At 67.8% G+C, this 18,695-nt stretch carries 17 protein-coding genes; 9 read left to right on the top strand and 8 right to left on the bottom strand.

Annotated features, from left to right (window positions below; translation table 11 throughout):
• Positions 1 to 95: 95 nt before the first annotated feature.
• From ACIA49_RS06420 to ACIA49_RS06410, 3 genes are all read left to right on the top strand, one after another.
• Entirely contained in the window at positions 96 to 596 is a 501-nt protein-coding gene (locus ACIA49_RS06420; RefSeq protein ID WP_396376089.1) for a SigE family RNA polymerase sigma factor, read from the top strand.
• Positions 593 to 1,939 (top strand): hypothetical protein, encoded by a 1,347-nt coding sequence (locus ACIA49_RS06415; RefSeq protein WP_396376088.1) that lies wholly within the window; start codon positions 593 to 595, stop codon positions 1,937 to 1,939. Before ACIA49_RS06420 ends, ACIA49_RS06415 begins: the two co-directional genes overlap by 4 nt.
• 105 nt (positions 1,940 to 2,044) lie before the next feature.
• On the top strand, positions 2,045 to 2,947 hold the full coding sequence (locus ACIA49_RS06410; protein ID WP_396376087.1) for an endo-beta-N-acetylglucosaminidase H: 903 nt from the start codon (positions 2,045 to 2,047) through the stop codon (positions 2,945 to 2,947).
• On the opposite strand, the gene ACIA49_RS06405 is transcribed toward ACIA49_RS06410, so the two are convergent.
• On the bottom strand, positions 2,944 to 3,465 hold the full coding sequence (locus ACIA49_RS06405; protein WP_396376086.1) for a histidine phosphatase family protein: 522 nt from the start codon (positions 3,463 to 3,465) through the stop codon (positions 2,944 to 2,946). The two genes, ACIA49_RS06410 and ACIA49_RS06405, sit on opposite strands and share 4 nt — an antisense overlap.
• 84 nt (positions 3,466 to 3,549) lie before the next feature.
• Between ACIA49_RS06405 and ACIA49_RS06400 the strand changes: the two genes are divergently transcribed.
• The 6 genes from ACIA49_RS06400 to ACIA49_RS06375 all read left to right on the top strand — a co-directional run bounded on the left by ACIA49_RS06400 (position 3,550) and on the right by ACIA49_RS06375 (position 10,058).
• Positions 3,550 to 5,409: an acyl-CoA dehydrogenase gene (locus tag ACIA49_RS06400; protein ID WP_396376085.1), complete on the top strand. Its 1,860-nt coding sequence runs from the start codon at positions 3,550 to 3,552 to the stop codon at positions 5,407 to 5,409.
• Between the two features lie 279 nt (positions 5,410 to 5,688).
• Complete coding sequence (locus ACIA49_RS06395) at positions 5,689 to 6,921, top strand: hypothetical protein (protein WP_396376084.1); 1,233 nt, start codon at positions 5,689 to 5,691, stop codon at positions 6,919 to 6,921.
• A 35-nt stretch (positions 6,922 to 6,956) separates the two neighbouring features.
• Entirely contained in the window at positions 6,957 to 7,568 is a 612-nt protein-coding gene (locus ACIA49_RS06390) for a hypothetical protein (RefSeq protein WP_396376083.1), read from the top strand.
• A complete protein-coding gene (locus ACIA49_RS06385; protein WP_396376082.1) occupies positions 7,565 to 8,830 on the top strand; it encodes a hypothetical protein in 1,266 nt (421 codons plus the stop codon). Before ACIA49_RS06390 ends, ACIA49_RS06385 begins: the two co-directional genes overlap by 4 nt.
• Positions 8,831 to 8,942: 112 nt before the next feature.
• Positions 8,943 to 9,707 carry a DUF4097 family beta strand repeat-containing protein gene (locus ACIA49_RS06380; RefSeq protein WP_396376081.1) on the top strand — a complete coding sequence of 255 codons (765 nt, stop codon included), beginning with the start codon at positions 8,943 to 8,945 and terminating at the stop codon, positions 9,705 to 9,707.
• Between the two features lie 102 nt (positions 9,708 to 9,809).
• A complete protein-coding gene (locus tag ACIA49_RS06375) occupies positions 9,810 to 10,058 on the top strand; it encodes a DUF6458 family protein (RefSeq protein WP_396376080.1) in 249 nt (82 codons plus the stop codon).
• A gap of 3 nt (positions 10,059 to 10,061) precedes the next feature.
• On the opposite strand, the gene ACIA49_RS06370 is transcribed toward ACIA49_RS06375, so the two are convergent.
• The 7 genes from ACIA49_RS06370 to ACIA49_RS06340 all read right to left on the bottom strand — a co-directional run bounded on the left by ACIA49_RS06370 (position 10,062) and on the right by ACIA49_RS06340 (position 18,568).
• Positions 10,062 to 11,834 carry an NHL domain-containing thioredoxin family protein gene (locus ACIA49_RS06370; RefSeq protein ID WP_396376079.1) on the bottom strand — a complete coding sequence of 591 codons (1,773 nt, stop codon included), beginning with the start codon at positions 11,832 to 11,834 and terminating at the stop codon, positions 10,062 to 10,064.
• Positions 11,835 to 11,929: 95 nt separating this feature from the next.
• The gene (locus ACIA49_RS06365; RefSeq protein ID WP_396376078.1) at positions 11,930 to 13,552 is read right to left on the bottom strand and encodes a hypothetical protein; all 1,623 of its coding nucleotides are present in this window, start codon (positions 13,550 to 13,552) and stop codon (positions 11,930 to 11,932) included.
• A 141-nt stretch (positions 13,553 to 13,693) separates the two neighbouring features.
• Entirely contained in the window at positions 13,694 to 14,554 is an 861-nt protein-coding gene (locus ACIA49_RS06360) for a carbohydrate ABC transporter permease (protein ID WP_396377164.1), read from the bottom strand.
• Between the two features lie 47 nt (positions 14,555 to 14,601).
• Entirely contained in the window at positions 14,602 to 15,501 is a 900-nt protein-coding gene (locus ACIA49_RS06355) for a carbohydrate ABC transporter permease (protein WP_396376077.1), read from the bottom strand.
• Positions 15,502 to 15,526: 25 nt separating this feature from the next.
• A complete protein-coding gene (locus ACIA49_RS06350; protein WP_396376076.1) occupies positions 15,527 to 16,801 on the bottom strand; it encodes an ABC transporter substrate-binding protein in 1,275 nt (424 codons plus the stop codon).
• 206 nt (positions 16,802 to 17,007) lie between these two features.
• Complete coding sequence (locus ACIA49_RS06345) at positions 17,008 to 18,039, bottom strand: zinc-dependent alcohol dehydrogenase family protein (RefSeq protein WP_396376075.1); 1,032 nt, start codon at positions 18,037 to 18,039, stop codon at positions 17,008 to 17,010.
• Positions 18,040 to 18,049: 10 nt separating this feature from the next.
• A complete protein-coding gene (locus tag ACIA49_RS06340; protein WP_396376074.1) occupies positions 18,050 to 18,568 on the bottom strand; it encodes a flavin reductase family protein in 519 nt (172 codons plus the stop codon).
• Between the last annotated feature and the right edge of the window lie 127 nt (positions 18,569 to 18,695).

Genomic DNA, 18,695 nt, shown 5'->3' with positions numbered 1-18,695 from the left:
CAGTCCCTCCTCCGGCTTCCGCACATTCTGTCTCAACCTTCCGGACCGTGCCGGTGTCATTCTCGGTACAGACCAGTTCACGGGAGGGACGACGGGTGGTTCGGGGCCAAGACTTCGACGATTTCGTCCGCGGCAGCGCGACCAGGCTGCTGCGGACCGCCGTACTGCTCACAGGCGACCGGCCCGCGGCCGAGGACCTGGTGCAGGAGATGTACGAGCGGATGTACGTGCACTGGCGGCGGATCAGGACCGGCTCACCCGAGGCGTACGCCCGCAAGACGCTGGCCAACCTGTCCGCGAACCGGTGGCGCAGCAAGGGCCGGAAGCCTGAAGTAGCCCTGGCGGACCACCACGATCAGAGCGCTCCGGACGGCACCGACGCCCTCGCGGTCCGGCAGCAACTGCTGGCCGCCTTGCAGGAGCTGCCACCGCGACAGCGCGCGGTGATCGTCCTGCGCTACTACGAGGACCTGACCGAGACCCAGACCGCAGAGGCGCTGGGGTGCTCGGTCGGCACCGTGAAGAGTCAGGCCTCCCGCGGCCTCGACCGGCTCCGCCTGACCACCGAACCCGCTCTGCTGGAGGGACTCCGATGACCGAGGCCGACCTCAAGGACCGACTGAGCGCCGATGTCCGCGACATCGAGGCGACCCCCGAGCTCCTCGGCCGGGTCCGGGCCGGTGGCGCCCGCCGTCTTCGGCGTCGACGGCTGACCCAGCTGGCCGTCAGCAGCGTGGCGGTCGCCGCCCTCGGCGCAACAGCCATCACCGGACGGGCCTTCTTCGATCAGGTACCGGACGTCCCCGCCGCGTCGCGGATCACGACCGACCAATACCAGTTCCTGATGGGCGGTGATACCCGCGGCAACCTCGCCGACGACAAGGCCTACCTGCGGCAGGTCGCCGCCGCCTGGAAGAAGGCTCAGGCCACCACCTACAACAAGCAGCGCGGGGTCTACGACCATCTGGTCGGCGAGCCACGGGTCTACTGGGCCGGCGACACCCCCGGCGGGCGGGCGGCGGTCATCGCGCAGTACTCCGATCTGCGCAACCACGCCAACGTCCAGCTCAACTACGAGGGCATCCAGACGGTGGCCGGCTTCGTCGTCGACGACAAGAACGGCCACCCGACGGTGGTCGCCGACGTCTACCCGGACGGCGGCCAACTGACGACGGGGCTGGTCGCGACCAAGGGCGCGAACCGCACCCTCGTCGTACTGGACACCGGAAAGAAGACGGGTTGGTCTCCGGAACGGATCTACTACGACGATGGCACGAGCAGCCGGAAGTACACCCCGCTCCGGTTCAAGGACGGCGTCAGCCTGGTCAACCTGCCGGCCGACGTTCGGCTCCCCGCCGTGGAGGTCCACACCGTGCCGCCCACCGGCCTGACCGATCAGTGGCTCGCGAACGCCGGCGCGAATGCCGGTGGCGAACCGACCGACCGCGTCGTCACGCACCGGCTCTGGGAGGACCTGAACGGAGCCAGTTGGCCGATGACGGACGGTGCCGAAGGGCTCGCGAAGAAGGCTCACCAGACGTTGGTCCAAGCCACCATGCGGACGACCGACAACTTCTACGGTGCAGCTGACTCCAGCTGGGCCGGGTACGGCGTGAGCGCCAACGGATCGGCCGTCTACCTGGGTGAGCAGCAGCTCGACCGCGACCCGACCCGGATCTATGCCTTCCTGCGATCCACCGCGGGCAAGACCCAGCTGGTCTCCGGTCCGGTCGACCGGCAGTCGGGTCTTCCGGTGCACCTGAAGCTGCCGGACGGGCAGGGGTGGGCGGTCGCCCGCAAGGACGGCAAGCTCTCCTACCGGACCGGCGGCGGAGCCTGGAGCACGCCGCGCGACAACGCCTTGCTGGTGCCGGATGGGAGCGACGTACAGGTCCGCGTCGAAGCAGCCGGTACGACGAAGCTGGTCACGCTGCGTTGACCCCTTGACACTGGGTTTCCCGTCGATCGATGATCGGTCCGCTATACCGGTTTAGTTCAGCCGTGATAGCGGACCGCCCACCCTTTGTGACGAGGAGTCGACCGAATGAGTGAGCTCATGCGCCGCAGGACCTTTCTGACCGCTGTCGCGGCCGGCACCACCGTGGCCGCGACCGGTGTCGCCACGGCCGCGCAGGCGTGCGCCGCCGTCAAGAAGCCGACCACGGTCGCCTATATCGAGGTCAACGACCACAGCATGCTGAGCGCCGGCAAGTACACGCTGGCCAACGACGGCCGCCCGGTGGTCGACATCGCGGTGATCTTCGCGGCGAACATCAACTTCAACACGACGACCCGCAAGGCGTACCTGTCGTTCAACCCGCAGGTGACGAACGTCCTGAACAACCGCGCGACGCAGATCAAACCCCTGCAGGACAAGGGCATCAAGGTCCTGCTCTCGATCCTCGGCAACCACCAGGGCGCCGGTTTCGCGAACTTCCCGGACCAGGCGTCCGCCGCGGCGTTCGCCCAGGAGCTGGCGAACGCGGTCTCCACCTACGGGCTGGACGGGATCGACTTCGACGACGAGTACGTCGAGTACGGGAACAACGGCACCGGCCAGCCGAACGCCTCCTCGTTCGTCTACCTGGTGCAGGCGCTGCGCCAGAAGCTGCCGGCCGGCAAGCTCATCACGCTGTACGACATCGGCCCGGCGTCGACGAAGCTGCAGTACAACGGCGTGAACCTCGCCAACGTCTTCGACTACGCCTGGCAGCCGTACTACGGCAGCTACTCGGCCAACCCGGCGTTCGCCAAGTCGAAGTACTCGCCCGCCGCCGTCAGCTACACCGCCACCAGCCAGGCCACCGCAGCCAGCTTCGCCCAGCGCACGGTGACCGACGGGTACGGCGTCTTCCTCACCTACAACCTCACCGAGGCGAACACCGCGACGTACATGTCCGCCTTCACCCAGAAGCTCTACGGCAAGAACACCGTCTACACGCCCTAGAGCCGGTACTCCCACCCCGGCCGCCAGTCGAACGGCTCGGTGATCAGCTTCGCCAACGGCGTCCCGCCGCCGAGCAGGTGGTCCAGCGACCACCGGTTCGCCGAATGGGCGACCACCAGTACGACGCTGCCGCCGTACCAGCGCTTGACGTCTTCGAGGAACGATCGCGTCAGTTCCATGACGTCGTCGTAGCTCTGGCCGCCGGGGAACGGCTTGTGGACGCGCTCGGCCTTCGGGCTGAGCGCGTCCGTCGGCGCGCCGTTGAGCTCGCCGTAGTTGCACTCGCGCAGCCGCCAGTCCTGCAGATGCGGTACGGCGAGGTCGGCCAGCTCGACCGTCTGGACCGCTCGACGCAGGTCCGAGCTGAACACCACGTCGACCCCGCGCCGCCGTACTCCGAGTTCTTCCGCCTCCTGCCGCCCGCGCGCTGACAGCTCGCCCGGGAGCCAGCCGCTCGCGATGCCGTTCTCGTTGTCGAGGGTTGTCGCGTGCGTCTCATAGATCAGCCTGGTAGCCACGCTGATCAGTCAATCCGCTTTGCCTTCATTACCGGCGGGTATATACTCAAGTTACTCGTGAGTAAACGTGCGAAGGGGACCTCCGTGAGTCACTACAAGTCGAATCTGCGGGACATCGAGTTCAATCTGCTCGAGGTGCTCGGCCGGGGCGAGGTGCTCGGGCAGGGACCGTACGCCGACATGGACGTCGACACCGCGCGTGAGGTCCTGGGCGAGATCGACCGGCTGGCCAAGAACGAGGTGGCCGCGTCGTTCGAGGACGCCGACCGGAACCCGCCGGTGTTCGACCCGGAGACGCACGAGGTGCGGATGCCGGAGTCGTTCAAGAAGAGCTACCACGCCTACATGGACGCCGAGTGGTTCAAGCTGGAGCTTCCGGCCGAGCTGGGCGGTCAGCCGACCCCGCCGTCGCTGCGCTGGGCCGCGGCCGAGATGATCCTGGGCGCGAACCCCGCCGTCCACATCTACGCCGCCGGGCCGAACTTCGCGCACGTGCTCTGGCGTAACGGCATCGACCGCGACAAGAAGATCGCGCAGCACATCATCCAGCGCGGCTGGGGCGCCACCATGGTGCTGACCGAGCCGGACGCCGGCTCCGACGTCGGCGCCGGGCGCGCGAAGGCGACGCTGCAGGACGACGGCAGCTGGCACATCGAGGGCGTCAAGCGGTTCATCACCTCGGGCGAGCAGGACATGACCGAGAACATCGTGCACCTGGTGCTGGCCCGCCCGCAGGGCATCGAGGGCGTCGGCGGTCCGGGGACGAAGGGGCTCAGCCTGTTCGTCGTACCGAAGCACCACTTCGACCTGGAGACCGGTGAGCTGACGGGTGAGCGCAACGGCGCCTTCGTCACGAACGTCGAGAAGAAGATGGGCATCAAGGTCTCCACGACCTGCGAGCTCACCTTCGGCGACGGCATCCCGGCCAAGGGCTGGCTGCTCGGCGAGGTGCACGACGGCATCGCCCAGATGTTCCAGGTGATCGAGTACGCGCGGATGATGGTCGGCACGAAGGCCATCGCGACGCTGTCCTCGGGCTACCTGAACGCGCTCGAGTACGCCAAGACGCGGGTCCAGGGTGCCGACCTGACCAACCCGGCCAAGGACGCGCCGCGGGTGACGATCACCCACCACCCCGACGTACGACGTTCACTGCTGACCCAGAAGGCCTATTCGGAGGCGCTCCGCGCGCTGGTGCTGTTCACGGCGACGTACCAGGACCGTGCCGAGCAGGCCCGGTACGCCGGTGAGCACGATGTGGTCGCCGAGGGCGTGAACGACCTGCTTCTGCCGCTGGTCAAGGGCTACGGCTCGGAGAAGTCGTGGACCCTGCTCGGGACCGAGTCGCTGCAGACCTTCGGTGGCTCCGGCTTCCTGCAGGACTACCCGATCGAGCAGTACGTCCGCGACGCCAAGATCGACACCCTCTACGAGGGCACGACCGCGATCCAGGGCCAGGACCTGTTCTTCCGCAAGATCATCAAGGACCAGGGCAAGGCGCTGGGTCACCTGGCCGAGCAGATCCAGGGTTTCGTCGCCTCCGAGGCCGGCAACGGCCGTCTCAAGGAGGAGCGTGGGCTGCTGGCCAAGGGTCTCGAGGACACTCAGAAGCTGCTGGGCATCATGGGCCAGGCCCTGATGGCGAGCAACCCGCAGGCCGAGAACGGCGACCCGCGCAACGTCTACAAGGTCGCGCTCAACACCTCGCGGCTGCTGTTCGTCCTCGGTGACGTCGTCTGCTCGTGGCTGATGCTGCGTCAGGCCGAGGTCGCCCTCGAGCGGCTGGGCGGCGACCTGTCCCCGGCCGACCAGGACTTCTACAGCGGCAAGGTCGCGGCCGCGCAGTGGTTCGTCCGGTCGACGATGCCGAGCGTCCGCGCCGAGCGGATCAAGGCCGAGCTGACCGATCTCGACATCATGGATCTGCCCGAGTCCGCCTTCTGATCGGCATGGTCTGAGGCTCCTCCGGCTCGGTCGCTTGCGCGGTCCGAGCCGGAGGTTTGTTTCCCCGTCAAGGGGCATGTCTCGACCGATCGATCTGCCCCGCCATCTGCCCTTCTCCTGAAGCGGTTCCGTGTAGCAGCGTTTCTGCCCGTGGCACCCGCGTCCCTGGCTTGGCTTCCCCTGTCCGAGCCAGGGCCGCGGTTGTCGGTAAGGAACCGCTGGTCCCACGGCTGCGTCTGTGCGGATGTGAATCCGTCAGGTGGTCGTAGGCTGTCCGCGATGTCCGCCCACCTCCGCCGCCTCGCCACGCTGCTCGCCGTTCTCGTGGCGCTGCCACTGCTCCCCGCCCAGGCGGCGACGCCCGCGCTTCCGGATCAGATCGCGTCCGGCTGGCGCACCGACCACCTGTATGTCGACGCCCGCCTCCGCCCGGCGATCCCGGACTCCGAGCTGGACCGGATCCGCACCGAGTCGGCCAAGGCGGGTTTCGCGGTGTACGTCGCGCTGGTCCCACGAACGCCGTACCTGCGGGAGAAGCTGTTCGACCTGCCGACGTTGCTGCAGGCGCGGGTCGGTCAACCAGGCCTGTACGTCGTCCGCGTCGTGACGGACGACTACTGGTCGGGTGTCGAGGAGCTGTTCCGGCCCGGCGGTCTCAAGGGTCGCGACCTCAACTCGGTGAAGTCCGACGACAAACAACGCCTGCAGATTCTCGACAACCGGCCCGCGCCGCAGACCGTCCGCATCATCCAGCAGGCCGAGACGGCGTACGACGGCCGCGCGTTGCCCGCGGCTCCGGCGACGGATCTGGAGCCGCCGCGACCGCCACACACCGAGTCGTCGACCGATAAGGAGGACCGAGCCGCCTTCATCGGGCTCGGCGCCGGCGGCTTGGCCGGCTTCGTCCTGACCTTGTGGCTGGTACTGCGCCGACGCGGTCGGCGACCGAGTGCACAGCCGAAGAGCGTCGAGCCGACGTCGCATCTGGTCGAGATCCGTCGGCAGGCCGACCAGGCGATCAAGCGTGCCGCCGTTTCGGTCCGACAGCTGGAGAAGCGGTCCGGCCTCTCGCTCGAACTGCTCGATCGCCGGGACGACGCGAACCACCGGCTGGACGCGGCCCGCACTCTGCGCGCGGATCAGCCGGACGACCTGCTCGCCGTCACCGGTGCGCTGGTGCTGGCCCGCCAGGCTCGGCAGGCCGCCGACGGCGCCGAGGTTCGGCCGCCCTGCTTCTTCGATCCGACGCACCGTGCCGGGACGACCCACGTCACCTGGTCCGACGGCATCGACGTACCGGCTTGTCGCCTGTGTGCCGAGCGACTGGCCAAGGGCAAGACGCCGTACGGGCTGCGGGTCCGCCGCAGCAGTGGACTGCTCGGCCGCAGTCAGGAAGTCGTCCCGTATTGGACACTGGACCCGAAGGACAGCCCGATGGTGGCGACCGGTTTCGGCGCGTTGACCGACGACCTGGCCGAGCGTGTCTCCGGCCGGCTGGACGACGTCCGATGAGGCGCGCCGTTATGTTGCTTGTAGCAACGATATTCGTGCTGGCCGTTCCGTCGGCGGCCATGGCCGCGGTCCCGACCGATGCCCGGATCACCGCCGCGACCAAGGCTTGGGCGAGCTCGCCCTTGTCCGTCGATCCCGACTACGCGTCGGTGGCCGACACCGAGGCGATGCTCGGCGAGATCCGGTCGGCGCCGGTGCCGGTGTACGTCGCCGTCGTACCGACTGGCACGTGGTTCCAGGAGAAGGGCGATACCGCTCTCCTGGCCGGGTGGCTCGCGCAGGCGAACGGGAAGCCGGGGGTGTACGTCGTGATGGACGAGAACACGACGTACGGGGTGGCGCACGAGCTCCACGCGTACGTCTCGCGGTCGACCTACTCGACCGGCAAACAGCCGATGAGCGGTCAGCTGTCGGACTACCTCGACACGGTGAAGGTGAACGACCGGTACGACGCCGAGCCGGCTCGGACGACGCCACTCCCGCCGGAAACGCCGTACCGGTCCGAGCCGGATCGGTTCACCGTCGGTGATGCGCTCCGGAACGGATTCGGCGCGGGAGTACTCGGGCTGATGGGCGGCGCGATTCTGGCCGGTGTGGTGCTGGGCGTGGCCGCACTGGTCGCCCCAAAACGTGGAGGACGCTCGTGAAGAAGCTGACCGCTCTGATGCTGACCTCGCTGGTCATGCTGCTGATGCTGACCACGACACCGGCTCAGGCTCATCCGACGCAGACGCCTGCCGAGCGTGCCCGCGAGATCGCGACGGCTCTGCGCAAAGACGCGCTGTACGTCGATCCGGCGTACAAGACTGCTGTGCCGGAGAACCTGTTGGCCGACGTGCGCACCAAGGCGAAGGCGCTCGGCTACCCGGTCTACTCGATCGTGCTGCCGCTGACCCCGAGCGACGCGTTCCAGGGCAAGGAACGCAACGTGCTCACGCTGGTGATCGACGCCCTCGCCGAACCCGGCCTGTACGTCGTGATCGACGGTGGCAGCCGGTTCCCCTGGTACGAGGCGCACAACCTGCCGCAGCTCACCGAAGACCGGCTCCAGGCGGTCCGGGAACGAGCGCTCGACGACACCGGGTACGACGCCGGGCCGACCGAGGTGCTCGCCCGGATGTACGAGCTATTGGCTTTGCCGGCGCTGCCTCCGGCCACCAAGACGACGAAGCCGATCAAGACTGCCAGTCCGGGCAATCGGGACTCGGACTCCGACGACTCGTCGTCGGGCGGGAAGGTCGCGCTGTTCGTCGTCCTCGGTCTGGTCGTGCTGGTGGCTCTCGGGCTGGTGATCGGACTGTCGCGTCGTCGGTCAGGCGGCAGCGCCAGCGGGCCGCGGCGGGAGAAGCCCTTCAGCATTCCGCCGCACGTCGCCGCGACCGTGGCGGCCGAACAGCGCCGACGGCTGACCCGGGAGACCATGCTCGAGCTGACCACCCTCGGCTCGCAGTTGGCCGCGCTGCCGACGTCGCAGGGTGGCGGGCTGTCGCATCAGCAGGCCGCACTCGACGCTCGGCAGGCGGCCGAGAAGGTGCTCGACTCGTCCGAAGACCTCGTGGACGTGGTCGGTGCGATGGTCCTGCTGGACAAGGCCAGGCGTGAGTACGACGCCGCGGTCGCGGTCGCCGCCGATCGCCCGGTCGACGTCGTACCGGATCTGTGTGCCTTCAACCCGCTGCACGGCAGGTCGTCCGGACAGCCGACCCAGGTGAAGTCCGACGGCGCCACGCTGACGCTGCCGCTCTGCGCCGCTTGCCGCCGCGCCCTGAAGCGTGGCGAGGCTCCGGCATCGTTGCCGGGCGCCGACGGTCCGTACTGGCACGACAAGGATCTGTGGGCACGGACCTTCTTCGGTGCCGTCGGCGACGACCTCGCGGGTCAGGTGGCGCGGGGCGCCCACCGCTCCTGACCCCTCCAGGGTTCCGCTCAGGGGTGCCAGGGGGTTCGGCTCGGGGGTCTGCCTGATCCGGCGTACGGCGTCGTCCACCTACGGTCGAGGCTGACACGCTGGGAGGCGGACGATGGAGAGCAGGCAGCTGGGGGTCGCGGTGCTGGTGATTGCGGCCGGTATCGGGTTGTGGCAGTTCGCGGGGAAGGACAGCGACGACGAGCACAAGGTCGAGGCGAAGATCGACACGGTCCAGCTGGCGGCGGACAACGCCGACATCAGCATCAAGGTCTCCGATGACGACACCACGTCGGTCACGGAGAAGCGGCACTACTGGTTCTTCAAGCACGGTGATGCGTACTCGGTGGACGGCAGCACCTTGAAGCTCGACGGCGACTGCGGCTGGAACTGCACCGCGGACTACGAGGTGACCGTGCCGCGCGGTACCAAGGTGGTCGGCGAGAACGGCAGCGGCGACCTGACGTTGACCGGGGTCGCCGGGATCGACGCCGACTCGGGCTCGGGCAAGGTCGAGCTCGCCGATGTGACCGGCGACGTGAAGCTCGACCTCACCTCCGGCGACGTCTCGATCCGCAACCTCGCCGGCCGGCTGCAGGTGAAGGGGAACTCGGGTGACATCGACGCCGAAGGTCTCCGCGGCGGCGCGGTCGAGGTCGAGACCTCCTCGGGTGACATCGGGCTGGACCTGGCCGAGGCGAACGACGTACAGGTCAAAGGCACCAGCGGCGACGTCGACATCACAGCGCCCGGCGGCTACCGGGTGACCACCGATACCCGCTCCGGCGACGTCGAGAACAACCTCGGCAACGACACCGCGGGCACCCACAGCCTGTCCGCGACGACCGTCAGCGGCGACATCGAGCTCGACCGCAACTGACGTTTGCTCACCGGGTACTGGTGGCGTGTCTGACAAGTGATGGATTAGGTCGCACGCACGGAGTAGCGTCGTACACACGCGCACTTCTTTGAGGAGGCTCGGATGAGCATCGGTGTCGGGATTTTCCTGATGGTGGTTGGCGCGATCTTCGCGTTCGCCGTCCGCGACAGCTGGGACGCGGTGAACCTGCAGGTCGTCGGCTACATCCTGCTGCTCGCCGGTCTCGCGGGGATCGCGCTGTCGTTCTACATCACCAACCGGCGGCGCCGGGTGGAGACGGACGCGATCGACCCCGCGATCGAAGAGGAATACCGCGTCGTCGAGCAGCACCACCGCGACGTCCAGGAGTAGGCCTCAGCCGCCTGACAGCACCAGCTGCAACTGTGCCGGTCCGTCCGCAGTGACGCGGACCGGCACTCCCCAGTCCTGACGATGCATGTGGCAGGCGGGGAACTCGACCGCGTCCGAGTCATCACAGGACGCGGCCTGCACCGCGACATGCAGTACGCCGTCGCCCACGCGCTCGTCGATGACCAACCGCCTGGTGAGGTCCGTCGAGTCGCCCGCACCTTCCTTCAGGAGGTTGTCCGGCGTCGAGGAGACCAGGAGCCGGGTCGAAGGACCGTAGCGGTTGTCCAGCTTCTGGCCCGGCGGCGGAGTGAAGACGACCTCGAGGATCACCTCGCCGGCCGCGATGTCCATCGGCGGTCGTTGGGTCCGGGTGCTGAACTCGGACGCCTTCGCGGAGGCACCGAGCGGGATCCTCGTGAGGCGGTGTGCGGCCGACTCGACCACCAGGAGTTCGTTGCCTACGACAACAGCTCCGCTGGGCTCGGCGAGATCAGTGGCCATGGTGTCGACCGTGTCGGTCTGCGGGTCATACCGCCGTACGGCGCCGTTGTAGGTATCCGCGATCGCCACCGAACCGTCGGGCAGCACGGTCACGCCAAGCGGGTGCTGGAGGAGCGCCTCACTCGCCTTGCCGTCCCGCAGCCCGAAGTCGAACAGACCGGTCCCGACGGCAGTGTGCACCTCGGTGTCGATCCAGCGGAGCGCGGAGATCTCCGAGTCCGCAAGCCACAGGCGGTCGCCGTCTGCGGCCAGACCGCTGGTCTGGGCGAACCAGGCCTCGCGTGGGTCGCCGTCCTTCAGACCCTCGTTGGTGGTGCCGGCGGCGACCTCGGTGGTCTTGGTGATCGGGTCATAGGTCCAGAGCTGATGAACGCCGGCCATCGCGATCCACACCTTGTCCTGCCACCACGCGACATCCCACGGCGAACTCAGTACGTCGGTTCCATCGCCGTCCATCCACTGCTTCCCCGTGCCAACGAGCGTGGTGACGACGTTGGTGGTCAGGTTGATCCCGCGCAACGCGTGGTTGACCGTGTCCGCGACGACGACGTCGTACCCGACCTCCTGTGCGATCTCTGGCGGCAGTTGGGTCAGGCCGTTGGGCTCGGAGAAGGTGGGTTGCGGCCCATCGGTGAAACCACGGTGGCCGGTACCAATTCGCCGTACCAGCGTCTGGGCGTCTGGCTCGAGCTCAGCGACGCTGTGGTTGCCGGCGTCGGCCACCAAAAGATTTCCGTTGTCTAGGGCAATGACCTTCGCCGGGAAGCGCAGTACCGACTCCTGCGGCTCCGGCGCCACGTACGGCGACTTCCCGCGCGTCAACGTGCCTGCCGCCTCATGCTCCGCGATCAACTCGGCCAACTGCGCATCAAGCGCGTGCGCGTGGCCCTCCCCCGAGTACTGCGCCACGATGTAGCCGTTGGGATCCACCAGCACCAGCGTTGGCCAAGCCCGAGCCGTGTAGTTCTGCCACGTCACAAGCTCCGGATCATCCAACACCGGATGCCCAACCTCATACCGCTCCACGGCCGCCTTCACCGCGGCCTCTTCCCCTTCATGCGCAAACTTCGGCGAATGCACACCAACGATCACCAGCGCATCGCCGTACTTCTCCTCCAACGGCCGCAACTCGTCCAACACATGCAGGCAGTTGATGCAACAAAACGTCCAAAAATCGAGCAGCAAGAAGCGGCCCCGGAAGTCGGCCAGCCCCAACTCCTGACCCCCGGTGTTCAACCACCCACGACCTCTAAGCTCCGGCGCGCGCACATGCATGCCCCCATTGTCCGCCCAGCCCCAACTCCCCCCGTACGCCGCCCGCCCCTCGGACCGCTCGCTCGGACGCGGCCGACGCTAAGGGACTCTGGTTGTCAGCGGGGGAGGATGAGGGTGTCGGTGAGGAGTTTGGCGGTTTTGCGGAGGGTGGCGGGGGATGAGGAGAGGTCGGCGGCGAGGGAGTAGGGGGTGAGGGTTTCGCCGGGGCCTACTAGGCAGTGGCGGTGGGCCAGGAGCCAGACGATGGCTCGGGGCCAGGTGGAGAGGCGGGCTTTGGCCAGGAGGTCTGGGGCTTCGCGGACCAGGCGTTCGGCGATGTCGAAGGCGTCGGGGGCGTAGGCGGTGCCTAGGGTTTCGCCGGCCATGAGCCAGGCATGGGGGGCCAGGACGGAGAGGGTGGCGGCTTGGGATTTGTCGAGGCCTTGAAGGTCTGGTTGGGGTGGGGAGCCTAGGCCGGAGAGGGCTCGGTAGGCGTCTTCCAGGTCGCTGGTGGTGTCGTCCAGGAAGACGCGTTCGCCGACCGGGTCGATGATGGCGGACGCTTCCAGCGCCGGGGTCCAGACGTCCACTGCGTCGACGGCTTCCTCGACGACGTCCATCGCGAGTTGGGTGCGGTCGCCGGCGTGAGTGAGCCAGGCTTTGACGACCGTGGGGACGGCGGCGAAGTAGGTGCTGTCGGCAAGGACTTTGCGGGGTAGCCAGTAGGCCAGGAAGAGTTCGACCAGTACGGCGCTGACGCGGAGCGGGCCGCCGACGGTGTGGTCGACGGCGTGGTCGATCCAGAGGCGGACGATGTCGGCCGCGTCGTCGGGGAGGCCGGAGGCGAACGGGGACTGGAGAAACTCGTCGACCAGTTGGTCGCGCTGGCGCGGCGACAGGAGTGGTCGGATGGGTGGCCGGATGGGGCGTTCCGGCAACTGGGTCAGGCGATTCACCAGCAGGGCCGAGAAGAACTCGAAGTCCTCGGTCACGGGCGGGTCGTCGTAGTCGTTGGTTTCGCCAAGAGCCTGCAGGATGATTCCGGCGGCGGTGGCGGGGCGGACGGTGCGGATCGTGACGCGGCCGCCGCGTTGGTAGGCGTCGAGGACGCGGTCGACGGGTGGGCCGACGAAGACGTCCTTGACGATCGCGCCGATGTTGTTGTCGATGAAGACGACGACGGTGTGCGGATGCTGCTCGTCGTCATAGTCCAGTACGACGCTCAGCCCGTCACCCGTGATGTCCTCGGACACGATCGCGCTGGTCAGCCGGAAGCCGGCGATGCGGGTCACCCAGTCCTGCACCTCGTCCTCGGTGCGTAACCGGGACAAGTGGGCGCGTTGCAAGGGAAGACGTCCGGCCGGACCGACTGTGCGGGCGAGTGAGGTGAGGAGCTGGAAGGACTCCGGGTCGCGGCGTTCGCCGAGGACGCGAGCGGCGTCGGCCCAGAAGAAGCGTTCGACCTCACCGATTTCGTCGGGGCGGCCGGCCGGCCAGAGCTGGTCGGCGAGCATCGCGGCGGACCGGGCCACGGAGGCTTCGGCGATCACCGGGTGCAGGCTGCGCGGGGCGGCGGCGAGGTCGAGGGTCAGGGTTTCGAGCAGGGTTTCGAGCACGGCGACACTCGGCGTGGTGTCGACGTCGACGCCCGCCGTGGGTGCCTGGGTGGGATCAGGGGTGGAATCGACGAGGCGCAGGTGATTGCGCCGTCCGTCTCGCCCTCGGGGTGACTTGGTCACCTTCGTGAGGTTACCGCCCGCGCCCAGCCCTCCGCAGGCCTCTGCGCGCGTCCTGTGGACAACTGTTAGGACACGCCGTGATCACAAGACAACAGCCTGTACATCCCGAGGCTGCCGGGATGCACAGGCCGTGACCGACGATCAGCCCTTGAGGGCTCCGGCCATCAGTCCGCCGATGAACCAGCGGCCGAGCACGATGTAGACGATCAGCGTCGGGAAGGACGTGATCAGGGCGCCCGCCATACTGGCGGCGTAGTCGACCTTCTGGCCGCCCGACAGGGCCGCGAGCCCGAGGGTGACCGGGCCGTTGTTCTGCTGGGTGAGGAACAACGCGAACAGGAAGTCGTTCCAGACCGAGGTGAACTGCCAGATCAGCGTCACCACGAAACCGGAGATGGAGATCGGCAGGATGATCCGCGCGTAGGTCTGGATCAGTCCGGCGCCGTCCACCCGGGCCGACTCGATGATCTCCATCGGGACGACGGTCGCGTAGTAGTTGCGGAAGATCAGCGTGCAGATCGGGATGCCGTAGATGCAGTGCGCGATGATCAGCGTCGGCACTCCCCGGGTGACGTCCAGTTCGGTGAACGTCGTCCGCAGCGGCAGCATCACCGCCTGGTAGGGGATGAACATCCCGAACAGGATGAACGCGAAGACCAGGTTCGCGCCGGGGAACCGCCAGCGGGCCAGCACGAACCCGTTGGCCGAGCCGATCAGCGAGGAGATGATCGCGGCCGGGATCGCCAGTGTCAGCGAGCGGATCATGTACGGCTGCAGGACGTCCCACGCCTTGCGCCACGGCTCGAGGGTCCACGTGTGCGGCAGTGACCACTGTGCCGCCGCGGTGGTGTCCTGCGACGTCTTGAAGCTGGTCACGATCACGACGTACACCGGCGTGAGCACGAACAACAGGAACAGGATCAGCAGGATGTACCGGACGGTCCGGCTCTTGCGCGTGGAACCGTCCGCGATCACGCCACGGCTCTTCGGCGTACGACGGATCGCTGCCGCAGCCGAGCCGGTCGCATCGGTAACAGCAGCTGGCGCGCTCACTCTTCGGCCTCCTGTCGGACGGTGTAAGCCACATAAGGAATCACCAGCACGGCAACCACAGCCAGCAGCACGATCGCGATCGCGGCCGCCTTGGCCATGTCACTGCGGAGCAAGGTGTTCCACATGTAGACCGAAGGCACTTCGGTGCGGAACTGGTTCGGCCCGGTGATCGCGTAGATCAGGTCGAACAGCTTCAGCGACATGTGCCCCAGGATGATCAGCGCCGAGAGCGCGATCGGGGACAGCTGCGGGAACAGCACGTGCCGGTAGAGCTTGAACTCCGAGGCGCCGTCCACCCGGGCCGCCTCGCGCAGCTCGCCCGGGATCCCCCGGAAGCCGGCCAGGAACAGCGCCATGATGTAGCCCGACAACTGCCAGACAGCAGGCAGCGCGATCGACGCCATCGTGGTCCACCGCCCGCCGGCCGTCCACCACGGATTCTCCAGCGCACCCAGATGGAGGATCGAGAACAGCCGGTTCAGGCCGCGCGCGTCGTCACCCTGGGACGGGTTCAGCAACCAGCTCCAGACCACTCCCGAGGCGATCATCGAGACCGCCATCGGGAACAGGAAGACCGACCGGAAGATGCCCTCGCCCGGGACGCCCTTCTCCAGCAGCAGCGCCCAGAGCACGCCGAAGATCAGCGTGCCCACGATGAACGCCACCGTGAGCACGCCGAGGTTCTTCAGCGAGTTGAGGAACCGTTCCTCACCGAACAGGTGCGCGTAGTTCTCGAAGCCGACGTAGTCGGCCGGGCCCTTGCGGGCCGTGTGCCGATCGGTCAGCGACGTGTTGAACGACCACGCGATCAGGCCGTACACGAAGTACCCGAGCAGCAGCACGGTCGGCAACAGCACCAGGGCGCCGGGGCCCCAGGTTCGGATCCTTCCGTGCATGATCAGATCCCCAACTCGCAGGCCATCAGCTCGTCTTCATCGCGGCGCCGAGCCCGGTCTGCAGCTTCGCGACGTCCTGGGCACCGCTGAACTGGCTCAGCGCGGACAGGATGTCGTTGTTCTGCCCGGCGGAGCAGGCCGAACCGTGCGCGCAGGACGGGGCGATCTTGTCCTTCTTCCAGTCGGCCATCGCGGCCTGCTGGTACTTCGGGTAGTCGGCCGGGTTGGCGTCCGAGCGCGCCGGGATCGAACCCTTCTTGGTGTTGAACGCCTTCTGGCCCTCGGCCGAACCGACGGTCTTCAGCCAGCACTTGGCGCCGTCGGGGTCCGCGCCGTTGGTCGGCAGCGTGAAGGAGTCCGACAGGAACTGGAAGGTGCCCGCGGTTCCCGGGGACGGCCAGTAGGTGTACGCCGTGTCCGGCACCTTGTCGGCCAACTGCTGCGCGGCGACCCAGTCACCCATCAGCGTGTAGCCGGCCTGGCCCTTGTTCACGTACTGCAGCGCGTCCGGCCAGTCGATCGACTCGCGGTCGACGTTGGTGAAGCTCAGCAGCGTCTTGTACTTGTTCAGGGCGGCGGTCACGTTCGCACCGGCCCAGTCGGTCTTGCCGTCCCACAGCCCGTTGAACGTGTCGGTGCCCAGCTCGCCGAGCAGCACGGCCTCGACCAGCATCTCCTGGGCGAAGCCCTTCGAGATGGCCAGCGGCGCCTTGACGCCGGCGTTCTTCAGCTTGGTCAGGTCCGCGATCCACGCGTCGACCGTGGCCGGCGCCTTGGTCGCGTCGATGCTGCCCTTCTTCAGGACCGTCGGGTTCGTCCACACCACGTTCGCGCGGTGGACGTTGGCCGGGATCGAGTAGATCTTGCCGTCGACGGTCAGCTGGTCGATCAGGTTCTTCGGGAAGGCCGTGTCCAGGCCATAGTCCTTGTAGAGCCCGCTCACGTCGTCGACCTGACCGGCGTTGATGTAGTCCTTCAGCTCGGCGCCGGCGTGCGCCTGGAAGGTGGACGGCGGCTTGCCGGCCTGCAAGTCGTTGGCCAGTACCTGCTTCGCGTTCGAACCGGCGCCACCGGCGACCGCGGAGTTGACGAACTTGTAGTCCTTGCAGTCGGTGTTGAACACCGACACCAGACCGTCGAGACCGGCCTTCTCGCCGCCGTCGGCCCACCAGGTGAAGACGGTGACGTCCTTGCTGGCCGTGTCTCCGCTGCCCCCGTCGCCGCTGTTACCGCAGGCGCTCACCGCGAGAAGACCCGCCGCGCTCAGCACCGCGAAGGTCTTGCTCAGACCACCACGCATGTTCCACTCTCCGATCAAGCAGGTTGTGGCGCCGTTGACAACGATGCCCCCTTGACACCGCCCCACTCTGGGCATGCCGGACCCCGGTGTCAACGCTGTGCGCGAGCGCGTTGCGCAACCGACATCGCACCGCGCATCGCGGATGAGAGCGCGCACATATGAGCGGTTACGAGCGTTTATGTGTGTTAGTGGCTGACCACTGAGCGTTACGGACGCAGCAGAACCTTGATCGCACGGCGTTCGTGCATGGCCTTGTAACCGTCGGCGACCTCCGCCAGCGGCAGCTCCAGGTCGAAGACCTTGCCCGGGTTGATCTCCCCGTCCAGTACGGCGGCCATCAGCTCGGGCAGGTAGGCCCGGACCGGCGCCATCCCGCCGGCCAGTCCGATGTTGCGCTGGAACATCGTCCGGATCGGGACCTCGACCCCATGCGGTACGCCGACGAACCCGACCGTGGCGCCCGCCCGGGCGACGTCGAACGCGGTCTCCATCGACTGCCCGGTCCCGACGCACTCGAGCACCGCGTCCGCACCGACACCACCGGTCAACTCCAGTACGGCGTCGCGCGCCTCGTCACCGCGTTCCGAGACGATGTCCGTCGCGCCGAACTCGACCGCCAACTGCTGTCGCGACTCGTGCCGGGACAGCGCGATCACCCGCTCGGCCCCCATCCGCGCAGCAGCCAGTACGCCGGACAGTCCGACCGCACCATCACCGACCACCACCACCGTGTCACCCGCCTTCACGCGAGCGGCCCGGGCGGCGTGCCAGCCGGTCCCCATCACGTCGGACAGCGACAGCAGCGACGGGATCATCGCCTCGTCCGGCACCTCGGGAGTGGCGACCAGCGTGCCATCGGCGTACGGGAGTTTCACGTACTCACCCTGCCCACCGTCGGCGCGGCTGCTGCCGTAGCCGACCAGGTTCTGGCAGGCGGTCTGGAACCCGGCCCGGCAGTGCGGGCAGGTGCCGTCGCTGACCACGAACGGCGCGACCACGAAGTCACCCGGCTTGACCGTCCGGACGTCGGCGCCGATCTCCTCGACGATCCCGACGAACTCGTGCCCGATCCGGCTGCCCGGCTTGATCTTGTTCTCGCCCCGATAGGGCCACAGGTCCGACCCACAGATGCAGGAGGCAACGACCCGGACGAGCGCGTCGGTCGGCCCGTCGATCTTCGGGTCCGGTACGTCGCTCAGCTGGATGTCGTACGGCGCGTGGATCGTGGTGGCTCGCATAGCCACCAGCTTAGATCGTGGCGTACCGCCCGCGACGATGAACCAGCGCTGGTACGTCGTCCGCCGCCAGCTCGACGTGGACGATCTCCAACTGCACCTGGACGGCCCAGCCGACCTCAGGCGGGTCGGGAGTGGTCAGGGTGCAGCCGGCCCAGGCGCTGACTCCGACCGGGGCCGGGCCCCACTCGGTCTCGGTCCAGTCGATCATCCGGAACGGCCCGCCGGGCGCCGGAGCGACGTACCCGAAGGCATCGGCGAGCTGGCGATGCGGCTCGCCGAGCAACGCCACCACCGCAGTCCTTGCCTTGAGCAACATCTCGCACAGGTCCGAGTCCGGGTCGAGCAGCCCGATCACGGCCCCGGGATCGCCGTCGGCGACGAGCATCGACGACACCGTCAGCCCGGCCCGCTTGCCGTCGTACCCGGTGGTCCACAGGCCGACCGGCGACGGCAACCGGCCGCGCAACCGGCGGACCGGGCTCCGGTCGGACTCCGGCGGCAGGAACGGATGGTCGCCGTGGATCGTCATGGTCCGACCGTACTCGCCGCCGGTTTGGCCAGTGGCGAACGCCGGTTTTCACCAGCGGCGAAAGGCTGTCGCCACCCAACCGCGCTCTCTACTCTCAGCGCTCCGAGCAATCGATTGCCCACCCTCC

Source organism: Kribbella sp. NPDC051587 (genome assembly GCF_044453945.1).
Lineage (GTDB): Bacteria > Actinomycetota > Actinomycetes > Propionibacteriales > Kribbellaceae > Kribbella.
This window is presented reverse-complemented; position numbering and strand designations above follow the sequence as displayed.